16 protein-coding genes and 5 pseudogenes are annotated in these 17,438 nt (G+C 64.9%); 5 read left to right on the forward strand and 16 right to left on the reverse strand.

From position 1 onward, the window contains the following. Positions 1–37 precede the first annotated feature (37 nt). From AUC69_RS02595 to AUC69_RS02615, 5 genes are all read right to left on the reverse strand, one after another. Positions 38–958, reverse strand: coding sequence for an ABC transporter permease (locus AUC69_RS02595; RefSeq protein WP_069440777.1), 921 nt, complete (start codon positions 956–958; stop codon positions 38–40). Next, positions 955–1,947 carry an ABC transporter permease gene (locus AUC69_RS02600; protein WP_069440778.1) on the reverse strand — a complete coding sequence of 331 codons (993 nt, stop codon included), beginning with the start codon at positions 1,945–1,947 and terminating at the stop codon, positions 955–957. Before AUC69_RS02600 ends, AUC69_RS02595 begins: the two co-directional genes overlap by 4 nt. A gap of 7 nt (positions 1,948–1,954) precedes the next feature. Next, the gene (locus AUC69_RS02605; protein WP_069440779.1) at positions 1,955–2,581 is read right to left on the reverse strand and encodes a hypothetical protein; all 627 of its coding nucleotides are present in this window, start codon (positions 2,579–2,581) and stop codon (positions 1,955–1,957) included. A gap of 192 nt (positions 2,582–2,773) precedes the next feature. Then, a complete protein-coding gene (locus AUC69_RS02610; RefSeq protein WP_069440780.1) occupies positions 2,774–3,307 on the reverse strand; it encodes an SRPBCC family protein in 534 nt (177 codons plus the stop codon). Positions 3,308–3,338: 31 nt separating this feature from the next. Then, positions 3,339–4,892, reverse strand: a complete 1,554-nt coding sequence (locus tag AUC69_RS02615) for an ABC transporter substrate-binding protein (RefSeq protein WP_069440781.1) — start codon at positions 4,890–4,892, stop codon at positions 3,339–3,341. A gap of 115 nt (positions 4,893–5,007) precedes the next feature. On the opposite strand from AUC69_RS02615, the pseudogene bioD reads away from it, so the two are divergent. Both bioD and bioA read left to right on the forward strand, forming a co-directional pair. Further along, a pseudogene (gene bioD / locus AUC69_RS02620) lies at positions 5,008–5,642 on the forward strand (dethiobiotin synthase). Continuing rightward, positions 5,639–6,997, forward strand: a complete 1,359-nt coding sequence (bioA, locus tag AUC69_RS02625) for an adenosylmethionine--8-amino-7-oxononanoate transaminase (RefSeq protein WP_244500052.1) — start codon at positions 5,639–5,641, stop codon at positions 6,995–6,997. The pseudogene bioD and the gene bioA overlap by 4 nt, the downstream one beginning before the upstream one ends. A 255-nt stretch (positions 6,998–7,252) precedes the next feature. On the opposite strand, the pseudogene AUC69_RS19565 reads toward bioA, so the two are convergent. Both AUC69_RS19565 and AUC69_RS15910 read right to left on the reverse strand, forming a co-directional pair. Beyond that, a pseudogene (locus AUC69_RS19565) lies at positions 7,253–7,735 on the reverse strand (methyltransferase); the annotation flags it as partial. Positions 7,736–7,935: 200 nt separating this feature from the next. Next, a complete protein-coding gene (locus tag AUC69_RS15910) occupies positions 7,936–9,201 on the reverse strand; it encodes an aminotransferase class I/II-fold pyridoxal phosphate-dependent enzyme (RefSeq protein ID WP_204377243.1) in 1,266 nt (421 codons plus the stop codon). Between the two features lie 398 nt (positions 9,202–9,599). Here AUC69_RS15910 and bioB point away from each other — a divergent pair, with 398 nt between their 5' ends. Further along, on the forward strand, positions 9,600–10,610 hold the full coding sequence (gene bioB / locus AUC69_RS02645) for a biotin synthase BioB (protein WP_069440807.1): 1,011 nt from the start codon (positions 9,600–9,602) through the stop codon (positions 10,608–10,610). Here bioB and AUC69_RS02650 read toward each other — a convergent pair whose 3' ends face one another. Continuing rightward, positions 10,611–10,808 carry a hypothetical protein gene (locus tag AUC69_RS02650; RefSeq protein WP_069440785.1) on the reverse strand — a complete coding sequence of 66 codons (198 nt, stop codon included), beginning with the start codon at positions 10,806–10,808 and terminating at the stop codon, positions 10,611–10,613. A 403-nt stretch (positions 10,809–11,211) separates the two neighbouring features. Here AUC69_RS02650 and AUC69_RS02655 point away from each other — a divergent pair. Then, positions 11,212–12,057: pseudogene (locus AUC69_RS02655) on the forward strand (D-amino-acid transaminase). 109 nt (positions 12,058–12,166) lie between these two features. Further along, positions 12,167–12,412: a ribbon-helix-helix domain-containing protein gene (locus AUC69_RS02660; RefSeq protein ID WP_069440786.1), complete on the forward strand. Its 246-nt coding sequence runs from the start codon at positions 12,167–12,169 to the stop codon at positions 12,410–12,412. 78 nt (positions 12,413–12,490) lie between these two features. Here AUC69_RS02660 and AUC69_RS02665 read toward each other — a convergent pair whose 3' ends face one another. From AUC69_RS02665 to AUC69_RS02700, 8 genes and pseudogenes are all read right to left on the reverse strand, one after another. Further along, on the reverse strand, positions 12,491–13,468 hold the full coding sequence (locus AUC69_RS02665; protein WP_069440787.1) for an adenylate/guanylate cyclase domain-containing protein: 978 nt from the start codon (positions 13,466–13,468) through the stop codon (positions 12,491–12,493). Then, positions 13,468–13,761, reverse strand: a pseudogene (locus AUC69_RS02670) (DUF1987 domain-containing protein); the annotation flags it as partial. The gene AUC69_RS02665 and the pseudogene AUC69_RS02670, both read right to left, overlap by 1 nt. Positions 13,762–13,863: 102 nt before the next feature. Further along, on the reverse strand, positions 13,864–14,433 hold the full coding sequence (locus AUC69_RS02675) for a SiaB family protein kinase (RefSeq protein ID WP_069440788.1): 570 nt from the start codon (positions 14,431–14,433) through the stop codon (positions 13,864–13,866). 9 nt (positions 14,434–14,442) lie between these two features. Next, positions 14,443–14,778: a SpoIIE family protein phosphatase gene (locus AUC69_RS18890; RefSeq protein WP_158007987.1), complete on the reverse strand. Its 336-nt coding sequence runs from the start codon at positions 14,776–14,778 to the stop codon at positions 14,443–14,445. Next, a pseudogene (locus AUC69_RS18895) lies at positions 14,778–15,038 on the reverse strand (SpoIIE family protein phosphatase); the annotation flags it as partial. The pseudogene AUC69_RS18895 and the gene AUC69_RS18890, both read right to left, overlap by 1 nt. A gap of 10 nt (positions 15,039–15,048) precedes the next feature. Further along, positions 15,049–16,554, reverse strand: a complete 1,506-nt coding sequence (locus AUC69_RS18900; protein WP_069440791.1) for a PAS domain-containing protein — start codon at positions 16,552–16,554, stop codon at positions 15,049–15,051. Continuing rightward, positions 16,551–16,904, reverse strand: a complete 354-nt coding sequence (locus AUC69_RS18905) for a PAS domain-containing protein (RefSeq protein WP_069440792.1) — start codon at positions 16,902–16,904, stop codon at positions 16,551–16,553. The genes AUC69_RS18900 and AUC69_RS18905 overlap by 4 nt, the downstream gene beginning before the upstream one ends. A 264-nt stretch (positions 16,905–17,168) precedes the next feature. Continuing rightward, on the reverse strand, positions 17,169–17,381 hold the full coding sequence (locus AUC69_RS02700; RefSeq protein ID WP_069440793.1) for a hypothetical protein: 213 nt from the start codon (positions 17,379–17,381) through the stop codon (positions 17,169–17,171). Positions 17,382–17,438: the final 57 nt, after the last annotated feature.

The following is a 17,438-nucleotide window of genomic DNA, read 5'->3' on the forward strand; positions in this document are numbered from 1 at the left end:
AGGCTGGAGGCTGATTAACCCGCGCTATCGTCGCGGTCTAGCGGGTGCGACGCCGCGGATCGAGCCAATCGCGCAAAGCGTCCCCCAGCACATTGACCGAGATCAGCACGGCAATAAGAACCAGGCCGGGCAGGACCGTCACCCACCAGGCGCCGGCGAACATGAGGTCGTAGCCCGAGCGGATCAAAGTGCCGAGGGACGGCTTGGTGACCGGCATCCCCAGGCCGAGAAAGGAAAGTGCGGCTTCCGCCATGATGGCGCCGGCGACCTGCGTGGTGGCGACCACGACCAGGGGCGATAGGATGTTCGGCAGAATGTGGCGCTGTACAATGGCGCGATCGCTGCTGCCCAGGGCCCGGGTCGCCCGCACATAGTCCTTGGCCGTCTCGACCAAAGTGGACGCCCGCGCGGTCCGGGCAAAAACCGGCCACTCCGCCAGCCCGATCACGAGCACCAGCAGCGGCACGGCGAAGCGGCTCAAGACCTCGCCGCCGAATCCGGCCCGGACCAGCGCCATGACGATGATGGCCATCATCAGTGTCGACAGGGAGAGCTGGATGTCCGCCACGCGGCTGACGAGGCCATCCACCCTCCCCCGGAAATAGCCGGCGAACAGGCCCAAGGGCACGCCGATTGCCGCCTGGATGACCACGGCCAGGATCCCGACCAAGAGCGAGATGCGCGTGCCATAGAGGATGGCGCTGAACAGGTCGCGGCCTTGGGCATCGGTGCCGAGCAGGAAGCGCGGGTCGCTGCCCTCCTGCCAAATTGGCGGTAGCTCGGAATCGAGCAGATCGAAACTCGAAAGGTCGAACGGATCTTGCGGCGCGATCAGGGGTGCGAACAGACAGGCGAGCGCCACGGTGGCGAGCAGCAGCGCCGCGAGTGCAGCGCCGGGCCGCGCCGCGATGAGACCACCATAGGCGCGAGAGATTTTGTCCACTGTCCGCGCGCTCATGGCGTCGCCTCCAGGCTGATGCGCGGATCGAGCATGAGACTGACGAGGTCGACGATGGTGTTGGTGATGACGAAGAGCAGGCCGACCAGCACCAGATAGGTGGTGATGAGCGGGATGTCGGCACGGGTCACCGCCTCGAGAAAAAGGAAGCCCATGCCCGGCCATTGAAAGACCGTCTCGGTGAGCAGCGTGTAGGCGATGAGCGTGCCGACCTGCAGTCCGCCTACGGCGACGAGCGGCAGGAGCGCATTGCGCAACGCATGAACGAGCCAGACCCGCAGCGGCGCGGCACCCTTGGCGCGAGCAGTGCGAACATAGTCGTGGTCGAGCTCGTCGAGCATGGCGCCGCGCACCAGGCGGATGAACAGCGGCAGCATGATGGAGGAGAGCGTCAGCGCTGGCAGCAACAGATGCTCGAGCCCGTCAAGCGTGAGGAGACCCGTCTGCCAAACCCCGAGATCGACCGTCTCGCCGCGGCCGAAGGCGGGAAGCCAGCCGAGCCACACCGAGAAGACGGTGATCAGAAGGATGCCGGTGACGAAGACCGGCACGGAGATGCCGAGCACGCTCAGGCCGAGGATCAGCCTGGCGCCGAGCGTTCCCGGCCGTACCGCGGCATAGACGCCGCCGGGCACCGACAGGAGCAGCACGATCAGGCTTGCGCCGAGCACCAACTCGAAACTTGCGGGGAACTTAGCGAGCACGACCTCGACCGTGGGACGCTTGTAGATGATGGAAGTGCCGAGATCGCCGGTGGCGGCCCGACCCAGATAGCGGACGAGCTGCAACGGCCAAGGGGCATCGAGACCGAGTTCATGGCGAAGCTCGGCGCGTTCGGATTCCGGCACCGCCTGCCCCATGATCTCGCGCAACGGATCGCCGAGACTGGTGCGCACGGCAAAGGCGATGACGAGGATCGCCAGCATGACGAGCAGGGCTTGGAAGAGGCGGCGCGCGAAGAAGCCGGCGCCTGCGGCCAACGCTTTCATGGACGCGTCAGGTCCGGATCAGGCCGTAGGCGATGCTGGTCGCGACAAGGGCCTGCCACGGTACGAAGAGGATGGCCATGGCGTCGAGATCGACCGCCGGGTAGAGCAAGGGGCCGAGCCCGGCGCCGACAATCACGATGAGGATCCAGGACTTTGGCCGCCGGATGGGTTCGGCAGGAATGCCGCAACCGAACGCGGTAAGGCCAGCGCCGACCGCTCCTCCGCTCAAGCCCGCCGCCAGCAATCCGACAACCTCGCGGCTGGCCTTGGCGCCTGTGACGGTGCCGAACAGGTCCGAGCCGATAACTGCCGAAAACACGTCGTTCGCCGTGTTGATGGCGGCAAGCCAGCCGATCAGCACCAGGGCCAAGGTCAGCAGGCATTTGGCGGGATCGCGGTCGGCCCAAAGCCACATCATGCCGGCCACGCCGATCCCGAAGGCGATCCCCGCATGGAGCGGAATCCCCGTCGCGTTCAGGACGAACCCGGCATCCTCCAAATTCATGTCTGGCAAGGGAGACGGGATGCTGGAAATCAATCCGGTGAGGACGCCCACCCCAGCCACGATGGCAACGGCATGCGCGCCCGGCGGTGGCCGGGGCAACGTATCGGCCTTGAGGAAATCCCACTTCATCCCCGATAGCGGGCAATTCCAATTGCGCTGCCGCCCCCCTCGATTGTCGTTCGCATCGGCGCAAGGCCGCGCGCTGCCCGTCCCCCGAGCGCCGCCATGATGGCGGCGACCCTATGAGGCACTATAGCTGACCAGCGTCAGGCTGACCAATGCGAAGGGGAAGAGGAAACCGACGTTTGGGGCCAAGCGACCTTAGTTCGTCGCCTCGGCAAGCTCCTTCAACTGAGCCAAGCCCTTTTCCATTTGCTCGCCCACCATCTTCTTGCCGTTCATGACCAGGCACATGGCCTTCTCGATGAAGCTGTGCTCGTCATCCATGCTCCAGGTGACCTCCGTCTGGTCCCCCTTGGGCGCGAAGGTGAACTGAGACATGCTGGTGCCCTCGAAGGGCTCGGTGAAATCGACCTTCGTCTTCACCAGCTCGTCGGGCTTGCTCTCGACCAGAGTCATCTTGCCGGCGCCGACCTCGCTATTGCCGGCCCAAGTCATCACCTGCCCCTCACCCGCTTCCGGACCCTCGAAAGTCACCTTGGCATTGGGGTCGAGCTTCGCCCAGGGCGACCACGCATCCCATTTGTGGAAGTCGTTGACCTCGGCAAAGACGTCGGCCGGCGCCGCGTTCACGGCCACCGAACGCTCGACGTGGAACTCCGATGGCTGCAAAGCCACGACGACGACGAAGACGAGAATAAGCGCAACCAGCACCAACAGGATTTTCTTCAGCATTTTTCGTCCCTCCCCGGGAAAGCCTTTGGCCTTATTCGATGACCAGATCACCGAGATACGGCATGTCGATGACATTGACCACGGGCTCGATCTTCACGTTCTTCCGTGCCGCCCAGGCGAGATGCTGCCATTGGAGTGGCAGCAAGGCCGCGTCCTCGTAGAGAATGCGCTCGATCTTCTTGAGGACCTCGGCGCGGGCGTCCGGGTCCGTCATCGTCTGGGTCTGGAGCGTCAGACGGTCGACCTCGGGGTTCGAATAATTGCCGGCATTGTATTGCCCGTAGCCGGTCTTGGGGTCCGGCGTCATCGCCAGGAACTCGTAGAAATTTGCCGAGTCTTGCGTGTCCGATTGCCACCCGATCATCATGATGTCGGCGTCGCGCGCATCGAAGCGCTGCCAGTATTGCGCCTTGGGCAAAGTCTGGAGATCGACCTTGATGTTGATCTTGGCGAGCATCACGGCGACCGCCTCGGCGATACGCGCATCCCCCACATAGCGGTTGTTCGGCGCGATCATGGTCGCCGAGAACCCATCCTCGTAGCCGGCCTCCTTCATCAGCGCCTTGGCCTTGGCAAGGTCGTATGGCGGCTGAAGCGCCGGATCGTGTCCGGCGTAGCCGGGCGGGCTCAGGTTGGCCGGCGGCGGTGGCTTGCCCGCGCATGATCTTCTTGGCGATGCCTCGCGGTTGATGACGTAGCTCATGGCCCGGCGGACACGCGGATCCTTGAAGGCGGCGACGCGCTTTTGATTCAGCTCGAAAGTGAGGACGCGATTCGACGGGATGGCCACCAGGTCGCAACATGCCGCCGACTGGACGCGGTTGAGATCCGTTGGCGGCACGGGGCCGATGAAGTCGACGTCACCGGCGAGCAGCGCCGCCACCCGGGTCGCCGGCTCCTTGATGGGCGTGAGGACGATCTCGTCCACATTGCCGGGCGAGTCCTTGTCCCAATAACCGTCGAACCGCTTGAGCTCGAGCCTGATCCCCTGCTCGCGACCGGTGACGATGAAGGGGCCGGTCCCGCTCATATTGGCCGAGGCGAAAGAGGAGCCGTGCTTGACCACCGCATCCTTCGGCGCGCCGCGCGCATCGGTGCCGGTGTAGAATTCGCGGTCCATGGGAAAGATGTAGGTGGCGAGGTTGAGGACCAGCGGATACGGCCCCTTGGTGACGAGGTCGATGGTCTGCTCGTCGATGACCTTGGCCGCCTCGAACGGCTCGAACAGCGCCTTGAAGTCAGGGCTCTGCTTCAGGCGATTGAAGGTCCAGGCCACGTCCTCGGCCGTCATCAGGCGTCCCGAATGGAAGCGCACATCGTCGCGCAAATGAAATCGCGTGGTGCGCTCATCGATCTGCTCCCAGCGCGTGGCAAGCCGCGGCTCCAAGCTCAGATCCTTGCGAAACCGCACAAGCGGATCGAACACGAGATGGGAGAGTTGCAGCGTGGCGCCGGAAAGCTGCTCATGAGGATCGAGCGAGGCGGGATCGGCGTCATAGGCCATGCGCAGCGTCTTGCCCCCGGCCGCGAGAACCGGGCCGCATATCAGGACCGTGAAGAGCGATAGGATTGGAAGAAGACGCATGGGCGGAGACTTTGTCGCCTGAAACCAAGGGGCTCGTCCAGCCTCTTGCCTCGAAACCTCTGGCCGGTAAAAGTCGCCCCTCCCTATCTGAGGTCCCGCTGGAGACCCGTTCATCGTGCATGGATTTTTCGTCACCGGAACCGATACCGATGTCGGCAAGACCCTCGTCGCCGCATGGCTCGTCACGCAGCTTGGCGCGTCCTATTGGAAGCCGGTGCAAGCGGGGACCGAGCCCGAGACGGACTCCGCCACGGTGCAGCGTCTGGCCGAGCTGCCGGCGGCGCGCGTCCTGCCGGAGGCCTATGTTCTCCCTGACCCACTGGCACCCCATGAGGCGGCGCGGCGGGCAGGCATCACCATCGACTTGGATACGCTTGATGTGCCCGCACATGAGGGGCTGATCGTGGTCGAGGGCGCGGGCGGTCTCATGTGCCGCTCACCGATAACGCCTACATGGTCGACCTCGCTGCCGACCTCGATCTGCCCATCGTGCTCGTCGCGCGGTCGACGCTCGGCACCATCAATCACACGCTGCTGTCGATCGAGGCCATCCGGCGGCGCGGGCTGCCGTTGGCCGGCGTCGTCATCACCGGCCCGGAGACGCCGCATAATCGCGCCGCAATCGAGCGCTACGGCCAGATCGAAGTGCTTGCCGAGATTCCTTGGCTCGAGCAGCCCATCGATCGCGCGGCGCTCAAGGCCATTCCCCCTGAGTTCGACCTCATGAAGCTTGCGACGGTGAAACCGTGAACGACAGCCGGACAACCGACCAGATAGCAGCCGCCGAGGACCTGATCGCGCGCGACCGCCGCTATGTCTGGCATCCCTATACGCAGCACGGCACGGAAGGCGAGCCAACCGTGATCGCCGGCGCGAGGCGCGTCCTCTCGTATGCCGAAGGCCGCGAGATCCTCGATCTCATCTCGTCCTGGTGGACCTGCACCCATGGGCATTCGCACCCCAAGATCAACGCGGCGCTGGCGCGCCAGGCGAGCGAGCTCGAGCATGTGATGTTCGCCGGCTTTACCCACGCGCCGGCCGTGGACCTGGCGGAGCGCCTCGCGGGGCTGCTGCCCGGCGACCTCAATCGCGTGTTCTTCTCCGACAACGGCTCCACCGCAGTCGAGGTGGCGATCAAGATCGCCTACCAGTCTTGGGTCAATCGCGGCGAGACGAGGCGGCGCATCCTGCTCGCCTTCGACGGCGGCTATCACGGCGACACGTTGGGGGCCATGTCGGTCGGTCGCGGCTCGCAGATGTTCGGCGCCTTTCGCAAGCTCATGTGCCAGGTCTGCGTGCTGCCCTATCCTGCGACCTTCGAGGGCGACGATGCCGCCGATGAGCGCGAGGCCGGCGCCTTGTCGGCCCTGGACGCGCTCCTCACCGGACGCGGGCAGACGATCGCGGCCCTGATCATCGAGCCGATGATGCAGGGCGCCGCCGGTATGCGGTTCTGCCGGCCGAGCTTCCTAAAGCGTCTCGTCGAGAGAGCGCAACGCTCTGGAGTCCTAGTTATTTTTGACGAGGTGGCAACCGGCTTCGGGCGCACCGGAACCATGTTCGCGCTCGAGCAGGCGGGCGTCGTCCCGGATCTCGTGTGCCTCTCCAAAGGGCTCACCGCCGGCTATATGCCGCTCTCGGCCACGGTTGCCCGCGACGGTCTGTTCGACATGTTCCTCGGCCACAATTTCGATCGCGCCCTCCCTCATGGCCATTCCTTCACCGCCAACCCGCTCGCCTGTGCCGTGGCCCATGCCGCTCTCAACCTTTACGAGGAAGAGCAGACGATGGCGCGCATCGCTCATATCGAGTCGCGCCACCGCGCCATGCTGGACGTGTTAGCGGCGCGGCCGGACGTGGTGAAGCCTCGCGTGCTCGGCTCGGTGCTCGCCTTCGAAGTGAAGGAAGGTGGGCAATATCAGTCGGAGCCGAGCCGGCTGCTGCGGGCGTGGTATCTGTCGCAGGGATTCAACATCCGGCCGATGGGATCGACAGTCTATCTCTTGCCGCCCTACTGCATCACCGACGACGAGTTGACCCGCGCCTATGCGGGCATGATCGAGGGGCTCGACCGGCTGTCGTCGGGCGCACTCAGCCGCCCATAGACGATGTGCCAGGTGACGCGGCCGCCGAAGCGGTCGTCGGTGGCACGGAGCGCGCGGCGGAGCGCCCCCGGTGATACAGGCGCGTAGCCTTCCCGCGGCGTGAGGCCGCCGACCACCTTCATGCGGCGCAGGAAGGAATGTGAGTCGTTGTCGGGCGTAGGCGCTCTTCCTCGACAACGCCGGAAGCGCCGGGAGGCCAACGATCCCGCTGGGCAAGCCTTCCGCGTCGAGCACGCTCCGCCACTCGGCGAAACTGTCGGGTCCCAGCGTGGCGTAGAGCAGCACGCCATTTGGCGCGAGCAGACGGCTGAGCCGTGCCAGCGCCGCGGCGGGATCGGGCAACCAATGCAGCGTCATGCTGGTGGCGATCAGGTCGAGGCCGACATGGCCGCCCGCCTCGCCCGCGTCCATCACCTCATAGCTGATATGCGGTGCGTTCTCTCTCGGCCTGCTCGCCTGCGTGAGGTTGCGGCGGCATTGGGCGATCATCTCCGGGGCAGCGTCGGTGAGGACGAAGTGGCCACGCGGGTAGCGCCTGACCAGATGACGGCTCAGGAGGCCCGTGCCGCAGCCGAGTTCGAGCACGCGGGGGCTGTCGAGATCCGGCAACAGGTCCGCAAGCCGGTTCGCCACGGCGCCTTGCAAGTCCGCATGGCCCTCGTAGCTGCCCGCGCGGGCGCCGAAACCGGCGGCGATCCGGGCGCTACGACGGGAGAGTATGGGCGAATTCAAGGACATTGCGGGCGCACCAGGCTGAGTGCCTCATCGGCAGGACATGGCCGCCATCCGGCGACCAGAGAATATTTTTCCCCTGCCATACGGCCTCGGTCATGGCCGGGGGAACGACGGCGTCGTCGCGGGCGGCAAGAGCAAGAACGGGGCATTGAAGGTCTGCTTTAGCGTCCCCCGCGTCCCAATGCATCAGCCAATCGAGCCCCTCATCGAGCCGGGCGACATTGAGCGCCTCGGGATCCGCGTAGTCGGGGGCGCCGCAGGACCGCCAAAACGCACGCATCGTGCCGCCCGGATCGCGGGCCAGGCCCCGCTTCAGCGCGGCAACCCGGGCCGGCGCCACATGGGGACAGAAGCGGTCGAACCCTTGGATGCTGACCAGGCCTTTGAAGCGGTGTGCTTCCTGCTTCAGGAGCCACAGCACGCCGAGAGAGTGGCCGACGGCGATGGCATCCTCCGGCCACGCCTCCTGGCCTTTCGGCCCACCGGTGACGAAGCCGAGATCGACCAGGGTGATATCGGCCCCGCCGAGATGAGGGACGAGTTCGGCCCAGATCCGCGCGTGAAACCCCAGCCATGAACGAGCACCACATGCATCTCAGAGGGAGGCGCTTGGCAGGCTCCGGCACCGCCGCCTGGCCCATGGCCGCAAGCAGGCGGCCAATGTCGGCCTCGTCATGCGCGGCGGTGAAGGCGAGCCGCACGCGCGCCGTGCCTTGCGGCACCGTCGGCGGCCTGATGGCGGTGGCCCAGAATCCCGCCTCGCGCAGCGCGGCACTCAAGCATAGCGCGGCGTCCGCCGTGCCAACGATGAGTGGCACAATCTGCGTGGCCGAGGCCCCGGTATCGTAGCCCCGCTCCTTGGCGGTGGCGCGAAAGCCTGCGGCAAGCCCCGCCACGTGCGAACGCTCGGCGTTCATGTCCGGCACGAGATCGAGGCTCGCGTCGATGGCGCCGAGCACGGGCGGCGGCAGCGCCGTCGAGTAGATGAAGCCGCTGCAGCGGTTGACGAGGTAATCGCGCAAGAGATCCGAGCAGGCGACATAGGCGCCGAAGCTGCCGAGGGCCTTGGAGAAGGTGCCGATGACGATTTCGGCGCCGTCCGAGAGCCCGCCTCCCCCCTCGCCCAGGATGCCCGTCGCATGGGCATCGTCGACGATCAGCGTCGCGTCATGGGCGCGGGCCAGACGCGCGATCTCCGGGACCGGCGCCACGTCGCCATCCATGGAGAACACGCTCTCGGTAAGGATGAATTTCGGGCGGCTATCGCCTTGAAACTGAGTCAGAAGCTCGGCGAGGTGATCGGCGTCCCCGTGGCGGTAACGCTGCTGGCGCACGCCCGCCGCCTTGCAGCCGAAATGCATGCTGGCGTGGTTGAGGCGGTCGGCGAAAACCAGCGGCTCGGCGCCGAGCACGGTGCGATCGAACAGCGCTTGCAGCACCGCGGCGTTGGCCTGGAAGCCGGACGCCATGACCAGGCCTGCGGCTTCTGCTTGAGCCGCGCCACCTTGGCTTCGATGCCGGCAAAGACGTCGAGATTGCCGGTGACGAGACGCGAGGCGCCCGAGCCCGTGCCGTAGCGCGCCGCCCATTCGGCTGCCCGCTCGATGAGCGCCGGATGGAAGCGCAAGGCCAGATAGTCGTTGCTCGCCAGATTGAGGTAGGAGCGGCCGCCGGTCTCGAGGGTGCGCGCGTCCCGCGCCACAACCGAGGTCAGGTCCCGCCGCAGGCGATCCTGGCCCAGGGCATCGAGAAAGGCCCGGTACCGGCTTTCGCTTCCAACCATGATCCTGTATTTAGCGAAGGGCCTTATCCCCAGCAATCAATCGCTTGGAATCCCGTGTCAGAAACCTTTGAAAGCGTGAATCCTATCAACGGCAACGCCCGCCGGGCGGAGACGCCGCGCACGAATTCCTCGGTCGAGAGCCGCCACGATTGGCGCCTGGACGAGATCGTGGGGCTGCTGCAAGCGCCCCTGCTCGAGTTGGTGGACGAGGCGCGGGCCGTGCACCGCCGCTTCCACGCGGACGGCCAGGTGCAGCTCGCGAGCCTGCTGTCGATCAAGACCGGGGCCTGCCCAGAGGACTGCAAATACTGCCCGCAATCGGCCCATTACGCCAAGAAGACCGGACTCGAGCGCGAGGCCCTGCTGGACGTGGACGATGTGCTGGCCAAGGCCAAGATCGCCAAGGACGCCGGCGCCACCCGCTTCTGCATGGGCGCGGCCTGGCGCGAGGTGAAGGACGGGGACGCTTTCGACAGCGTTCTGGACATGGTGCGGGGCGTGCGGGCGCTCGACATGGAGGCGTGCGTCACCCTCGGCATGCTGAGCGAGACCCAGGCCGCGCGCTTGGCCGACGCCGGGCTCACCGCCTATAACCACAACCTCGATACCTCGCCCGAATTCTATAGCGAGATCATCACCACGCGGACCTATCAGGACCGCCTCGATACGCTTGCCAACGTGCGCAGCGCCGGCATGCAGATCTGCTGCGGCGGGATCATCGGCATGGGCGAGACCATCGAGGATCGCGCGAGCCTGCTCCGGACCCTCGCCACCCTCGACCCTCATCCCGAGAGCGTGCCGATCAACGCGCTCGTGCCGGTCGCGGGCACGCCGCTCGAGGATCAGACGCCGGTCGATCCGCTCGATCTCGTGCGTATGGTGGCGACCGCGCGCATCCTTATGCCGACGACCTTCGTGCGGCTCTCGGCCGGGCGCTCGTCCCTGACCCGCGAGGCGCAGATCCTCTGCTTCCTCGCCGGGGCCAACTCGATTTTCTACGGGGACAAGCTGCTCACCACCGAGAACAACGACGCGGACGACGACCTCGCCCTCATCGAGCAGGCCGGCTTGCGGGTGAAGGCGTGCAGCGCTTGATCAGCGCTTTTTGTGGAGCTTCGGCGGCTCGCCCGGGTTGGTATGGTAGGTGATCATCAGCATCGCCAGCAGCACGGCCGAGAACAAACCCGCCAAAGCGCCGACGCCAACCGGCGCGGTGAGATCGCTGACATCGAGGACTTCCTTGGCCGCCAGGCTGCCGGCCAGCGACGCGATGATCGCGTAGACCGCCACCAAGACGGGCGTCTTCGAATCGTGCCGGCCACGCCCGCGCCCTTGGCGATGATGAGGTTGCGGATGATGACGCCGGCAACGGCGCCGAGGAACCCCGCGAGAATAGCGAGAGGGTCGGCGCCGAAGCTGCCCCCCACCACCATGCCGGTCAACGCGCCGACCACCGTTCCCACGAAAAGAACGATCAACAGGCTTGCCGATGTCATGTTGTGCCTCCCATTTTCGATGGCTCTGCTTGTGGAGCCGATTCGATTCTCCAGAGGGTTGAGTATGACGCAGGGGCCATGGCATGGAAAGCAAGCCACCCCTCGGAAAGCGAGCTAGCCTGCCGCCTTGCGTTCGGCCTGAGCCGGCGCTACCCACACCGCACCGTCCTGCCAAACGCCCTGCCCGGAGTGCCCTTACCCTGTCCCGCACCGTCTATGTGAACGGCGTCTATGTGCCCGAGGAGGAGGCCAAGGTCTCCATCTTCGACCGGGCTTTCCTGTTCGGGGACGCCGTCTACGAGGTGACGGCGGTGCTCGGCGGACGGCTCGTGGATTTCGACGCCCATCTTTCGCGCCTCGACCGGTCGCTCAGGGAGATCGATCTCGATCCCCAGGTTGGCCATGAGGGCTTGCTCGAAGTGCATGAGGAGCTGATCGCGCTGAATAAGGTCGACGAGGGCATCGTCTATCTCGAGATCAGCCGGGGCCCTGCGGACCGCGACTTCGTCTATCCCGAGCGCCGGAGCCGACCGTCGTCGCTTTCACCCAAACGCGCGCCCTGCTCGACAACCCTTATGTCTCTCGCGGGATCAAGGTGGTCACCATCCCCGACATTCGCTGGAGCGCCGGGATATCAAATCGACGGCGATGCTGGCCCAGGCCATGGGCAAGCAGGCGGCCAAGCGACAAGGCGCCTACGAGGCGTGGATGGTGGAGGACGGGTTCGTGACCGAGGGCACCTCGTCGTCGGCCTTCATTCTCGCGCCGGCGGCGCGCTGCGAACCCAGCCGCTCGGACCGCACATCCTCCCCGGCGTCACGCGCCGCGCGGTGCTGCGGCTGGCGAGCCAAGAAGGCTTGCGCGTGGAGGAACGTCCGTTCAGCGTCGAAGAGGCTTACGCGGCGCGCGAAGCCTTTCTCACCGCGGCGTCCGCCTTCGTATTGCCGATCGTCGAGATCGATGGTCGCCCGGTCGGCGATGGAACGCCGGGACCGGTCGCGCGCGCCTTTCGCCAGCTCTATATCGACGAAGCGCGGAAGGCTTAGGGCTGGCCGGAGCCGCTAACAGGCTCCGTCATCCCGTCATCCTTTTGCGCGAGGTCGTCTTCCGCTTGGCCGTGCCGCGTCCACCGCGAATCAGCTATGATTCGGCAACATGTCCCTGCCCTCACAAAAGGCCGACATCCGGCGCAAGCTCATCGCGTTCGCGCCCGAGATCTGGCAAGCGCTCGAGCTGTTGGCACTCGACAGCGGCAGGAGCGTGCAGTCGCTGGCCGACGAGGCGTTCCTCGATCTCTTGCGCAAATATCACCGGCCGACCTCGCTGAAAGAGGCCTTGCGCGAGAGCGCGCGCCGCTTGCCGGCTAACGACGATAGCCCGCCAAAACGGCACGGCACCTAGGTTTTGCTCAGAGCTATTTCTTGAGGCGGGCGACGACGGACTCGAGCGCGGCGATGGCCTCGGCCCGGTCGCGCTTGTTCAGATCCAGTAGCAGCTTGAAGCCGTCCTGCTCCTCGCGGATGACGGATCCCTCGCCAACCAGGTCGTCGTACAGCCCCAGCACCTTGTAACAGCGCAAGGGTTCGGCAAAGCCTTCACCTTGATCGGCTCGTGCTCCTCCGTATTCACCTCGTCCTTCACCAGCGCATAGGTCTCGTGGCCGATGAGGATGCCGTCGGTTTCAGCATGGAATTCCAGCCGCGCCGTCGCATTCACGCAGCTGCCGATGATCGTGTAGTCCATGCGGTCGTTGCTGCCGAAATTGCCCACGGTGACGTAGCCGGTATTGATGCCGATGCGCAGGTGGAACGGCTGCTCGGCGCCGAGCTCCAGCCATTCGGTCTGCAACTCGCGCAAGCGCTTCAGCATGGCGATGGCCATGCGCACGCAACAGCGCGCGTCTTCCTTCACCCCCCGCGACTCGGGATCGCCGAAGAACACCATGATGGCATCGCCAATATATTTGTCGATCGTCGCGCCATGCTCCAGCGCGATATTGGTCATCTCGGTCAAATAGCGATTGAGCAGATTGGTGAGATCTTCGGACTCCATCTTGTCCGTGGTCTCGGTGAAGTTCACCACGTCGGAGAAGAAGATCGTCAGCTTCTTGCGGTTGGACGTGATCTCGACGTTCTGAGCGCCGGTGAAGATCGATTGGTAAATCTGCGGCGACAGATATTTCGAGAGCTTCTTGGAAAGCGATTCCAGCTCTTTGTTCTTCTCGGCGATGATCTCGTTGGCGCGGCGCTGCTCCTGTGTCAACGCATTGAGCTGCTCCTCGTTGCGGTCGCTCAGCCGCATGAGCCGGCGCGTGGCGCGCAGCAGCTTCTGATAGTCCTTGACCAGCGCCGCATAGAGCTTGCCGTCCGCAAGGTCGGCGAAGCGGCCACTTTCGATGAGCTCCTGCGCCGATGCGAGGGTCTGCTCCTCCGCGCCGAAGAGGTCGTGCGACGGCATTAGCCGGCCATCTTCTCGAGATGGAACTTGGCGGCTTCGAGATCCTCGCCGAACTCCTCGCCCAATTCCTGCATGGTGTCGTCTTCTTTGTCGTAGAGCCAATAGATGTCGACCGTCGCGCCGCCTGCGGCGGCGGCTTCGAGCTTGTCCATGAGCATCATCACCGCCTTGGCGCTCGAGCTATTGAGATAGATGAGCTCGAAGTCGAACCGGCAACTACCCTGGCCGAGCGCGCCGAGATACTCGTCCAGCGCGGTGAACACGGGCCGGTAGAACTCGGTCACGTCCTCGGGATAGACTCGCCCGAGATCCTCAGATGGTTGTTGGCGAAATCGAACACCACGGCCGGCGTGCGGGAGGTCGGCTCAATATCCAGCTTGTCTCGCATTACTCCCTCAGATCGTCGCTTTGAGCGCAAAAAACGAATGGTCGGAATCGATCTCGGCGAAATCGAACTCGATGGGCTTGGTGGCGCGCCGTGCGATCTCCATGAAGCCAAGGCCAGCGCCCTTGCTGCCTTCCTCCGGGTCCGCCCTGAGCTTCTCCTTATAGAGAGCTTTCAGCTGCTCCTTGTTCATACCCCTGATTCTCTCCAGCCGCTCCCTGAGGCGTTCGACATCGGCTTGGCGAACCAGGTTGCCGGCACAAACGATGTAATCGACCCCTTCCCTGCCGATGGTGAGGATGCCGTAGCGGATTTCCTTGAGCGCACCGGCGTCGGAAGCAGGTGGCGGCGGAAGGTGCTGCATCTCGGCGGAGTAGCGAATGATGTTCTGCATCTGCTCGACGAAAATGGCGAACACGCTGCGCAGCGTCTTGGTGTCGGCATCATCGATGGTGAGCTTTTGCTTCAACGCCTCGCCCACGCCGCTCAGCACAGGCTCGGTCACGTAGCCGCTATAGGCGAAGATCACGCCTTGCGTGTGCAGCATCGACCGCAAATCCATGAGTTGGCCGGCAAGCATCGGATCCTCCTAGGCGTGGGGGATGAAGCCCAAGACGGTGAGATCGTCGCGGCGAAGCTGATCGCCCTGGTATTTCTCAAGTGCCTTGCGCAGCGATACCTCCTGCTCCCTCATGGGCGCATCGCCGAGCTTGCGCAAGAGATCCTTAAATCGCCGCTTGCCGAAGGAGCGGCCGCGCGGACCGCCGATTTGGTCGATCAAGCCGTCCGTGGTGAGATAGAACGAGTCGCGGGCATCGAACGGAAAGGTGTAGTTGCTGAAGCGCGTGCGCGCGGATAGCGGCGATAGCCGAGCCCTTCGCGATCGCCCTTGATCTCGATGACGCCTTCTTGGTTCGCCCGCCACAAGGAGAAGCGCGCGCCGGCAAACGTCATCAGCTGCTTTTTCGGATCGATGAAGCAGATACCGGCCTCAAGCCCGTCGTCGGTCTCACCATGCATCTCATCTTGACCGAGCAGGCTCTGCACGCCCTCATGCAATCCGGCCAGCACCTCGCTCGGCTTGTCGCCAGGCGCGCTGATGAGCATGCGGTCGAGCAAGCCCCACGCAATCAGCGTCATGAAGGCGCCGGGCACGCCGTGCCCCGTGCAGTCGCCGACCATCACCGCGTAGCCGTCATTGATCGGCTGGAACCAAAAGAAGTCGCCACCGACAATGTCGCGTGTCCCAGATCAGAAAATGATCGGCGGCCAAGGCCTCGAGCTCGCGCCGCGCGGGGAGCACGGCCGACTGGATGCGGCTCGCATAGCGCAGGCTTTGCAGGATCAGCTGATTGGCCGCCGCGGCCCGCTGCTCGCTCTCCTTGACCTCGGTGAGATCGCTATAGACGGCGACGGTGCCGCCGGTCTCGGTGCGGCGCTCGCTGATCTGCAGCCAGCGTCCATCCGACCGGCGCTGGAGGATCGGCTCGCCCGGATTGCGATGCTCGGCCAGACGTTGCCTGATCCAGCCTTCGCCGCCGCCCTTGGCGTCGGCGATGAGACCGTGGGCCACGGCCTTGCGGATGATCTCCTCATAGGTGGACGCCGCGCGGGGGCCTTCGCCGAAATCGAACAGCTCGGCATAGTTGTGATTGGCAAGCACCAACCGATCCTCCGCGTCGTAGAGGGAGAAGCCCTCGGAGATCGTCTCGATGGCGTCGGTCAGACGCTGCTCACTCTGCTGGAGGGCCGCCTGCTCGGCGGTCTTGCGCGCGGTCACCTCGCTCCACGTGCCGATCACCTCGAGCGGACTGCCATTCTGGTCCCGCACGAGCGTCTGCTCGTCGCTGACCCAGCAATAAACGCCGTCGGCCTTGCGGAAGCGATATTCGGACACGTGCCGGCCGTCCTCGAACAGTTTCACCTGCTCCGCCTCCACCGCGGCCAGGTCCTCCGGGTGCACCCGGGCGCGCCAGAAATCGGGCTGCTTCAGATAGTCGTCGGGCTCGTAGCCTAGAACACGCTGAATGTTGTCACTGACGAAGGTGGGCGTGAAATTGCCGGTCGCGGCGAAGCTGTAGACCACGGCGGGCGCGCTGTGGAGCATCATATCGAAGCGCGCCCGGGACGCGTTGCTCGCCTCCTCCGCCGCTTTCCGCGCGGTGATGTTGCTCCACGACCCGACAATCTCGGTCGGCTCGCCCTTGTCGTCGCGCAGCAGATATTGGTCGTCGCTCACCCAGATATAGGTGCCGTTACGCTTGCGGAAGCGGTACTCGGCGACGTGGCGGCCCTTATCGAAAAGCCGCGCCTGCTCGGCCTCGACCGCAGCGAGATCCTCGGGGTGCACGTGGGACCGCCAGAAGTCGGCATGCTCCAGATATTTCTCGGGGCAGTAACCGAGCAGCCGCTTGATGTTCTCGCTGATGAAGGTAGGGGCGTAGTCGTCCCGCGCCTTGAAGCTGTAAATCACCGACGGCGCCGTCTCCAGCAACACGGACAGGCGCGCCCGCGCGGCGTCCTCGGCATCCTCGGCGGCCTTGCGGGCGCCGATATCGCTCCACGAGCCGACGACTTCGAGAGGCGCCCCCGCATCGTCGCGGACAAGGTGCTGCTCGTCGTTCACCCAGCAATAAGAGCCATCCCGGCGGCGAAAGCGATATTCGAGGGTCTGCCGGCCCACGTCGAAAAGGCGGTTCACCTCGCATCGACCCGCGCGAGATCGTCAGGATGCACGCGCTCCTGCCAGAAATTCGGGTTGTCGAGATACTCGCCCGAGGCGTAGCCGAACAAAGTCTCGATATTGTCGCTGATAAAAGTCGGCGCGAAGTCGCCCCGTGCCTTGAAGCTGTAGATCACCGCCGGCGAGGCAGCCAACAGGCGCGCCGCCTGCTCACGCGCTTTCGCCTTGGCGCTCTTGTCGCGCTCCCGCGCCGCCAGATCCAACATGTTCTGAAGGATGGCGGTGACCTCGCCCGCATCGACGTCCGGCCGTAGCAGCTTAGCCAAGGCGGCGGCCGCCCGCTGGGCATGCTGTTTCGAAGCGGTCATCGTATGGGGGTCTCAGTCCACATGAGGACACGTGCCTAAGTGCGGGGACATGAAGGCGATAGTGTCGGGGATGCTACAGGGAATCAATGCCAAGGCATCGATCCGCCGGCCCACAACTCATCGGAAGGTTACCGGCCCCGCGTCATCTCAACAGGCTGCCGGTCGTGCTCCACGCCGGCCAACGGCCAGCGCGGAGGACGCCCGATCATAGGTCGCCGGTCGATTGCCCCATCGTCCTGGGGCACGTACCGCGTAGGCGAGCGCTTACGGCGTTTCAGTTGCAGGCGCCTCGTCGGCAGGTGCCTCGGCGGCCGGCGTTTCTGGCGCCGCGGCCGGTGTGGTCGCCGGCATGTCGCTGGCCGTCTTGCCGATGACGCAGTCAAACCACCCGTCTTGGCCCCACTCGCAACCATGCCTCTTGCTCTGAACGAAGGCAAAAATGGCCGCAATAATGATAAGAATGAGAATAATCCGCATGCACGTTCCCTCCCTATTCGCGCCCGCGTAAACTATACGAACGGAGCCAAAACAAAA

Source organism: Methyloceanibacter superfactus, from assembly GCF_001723305.1.
Classification (GTDB): Bacteria; Pseudomonadota; Alphaproteobacteria; order Rhizobiales; family Methyloligellaceae; genus Methyloceanibacter; species Methyloceanibacter superfactus.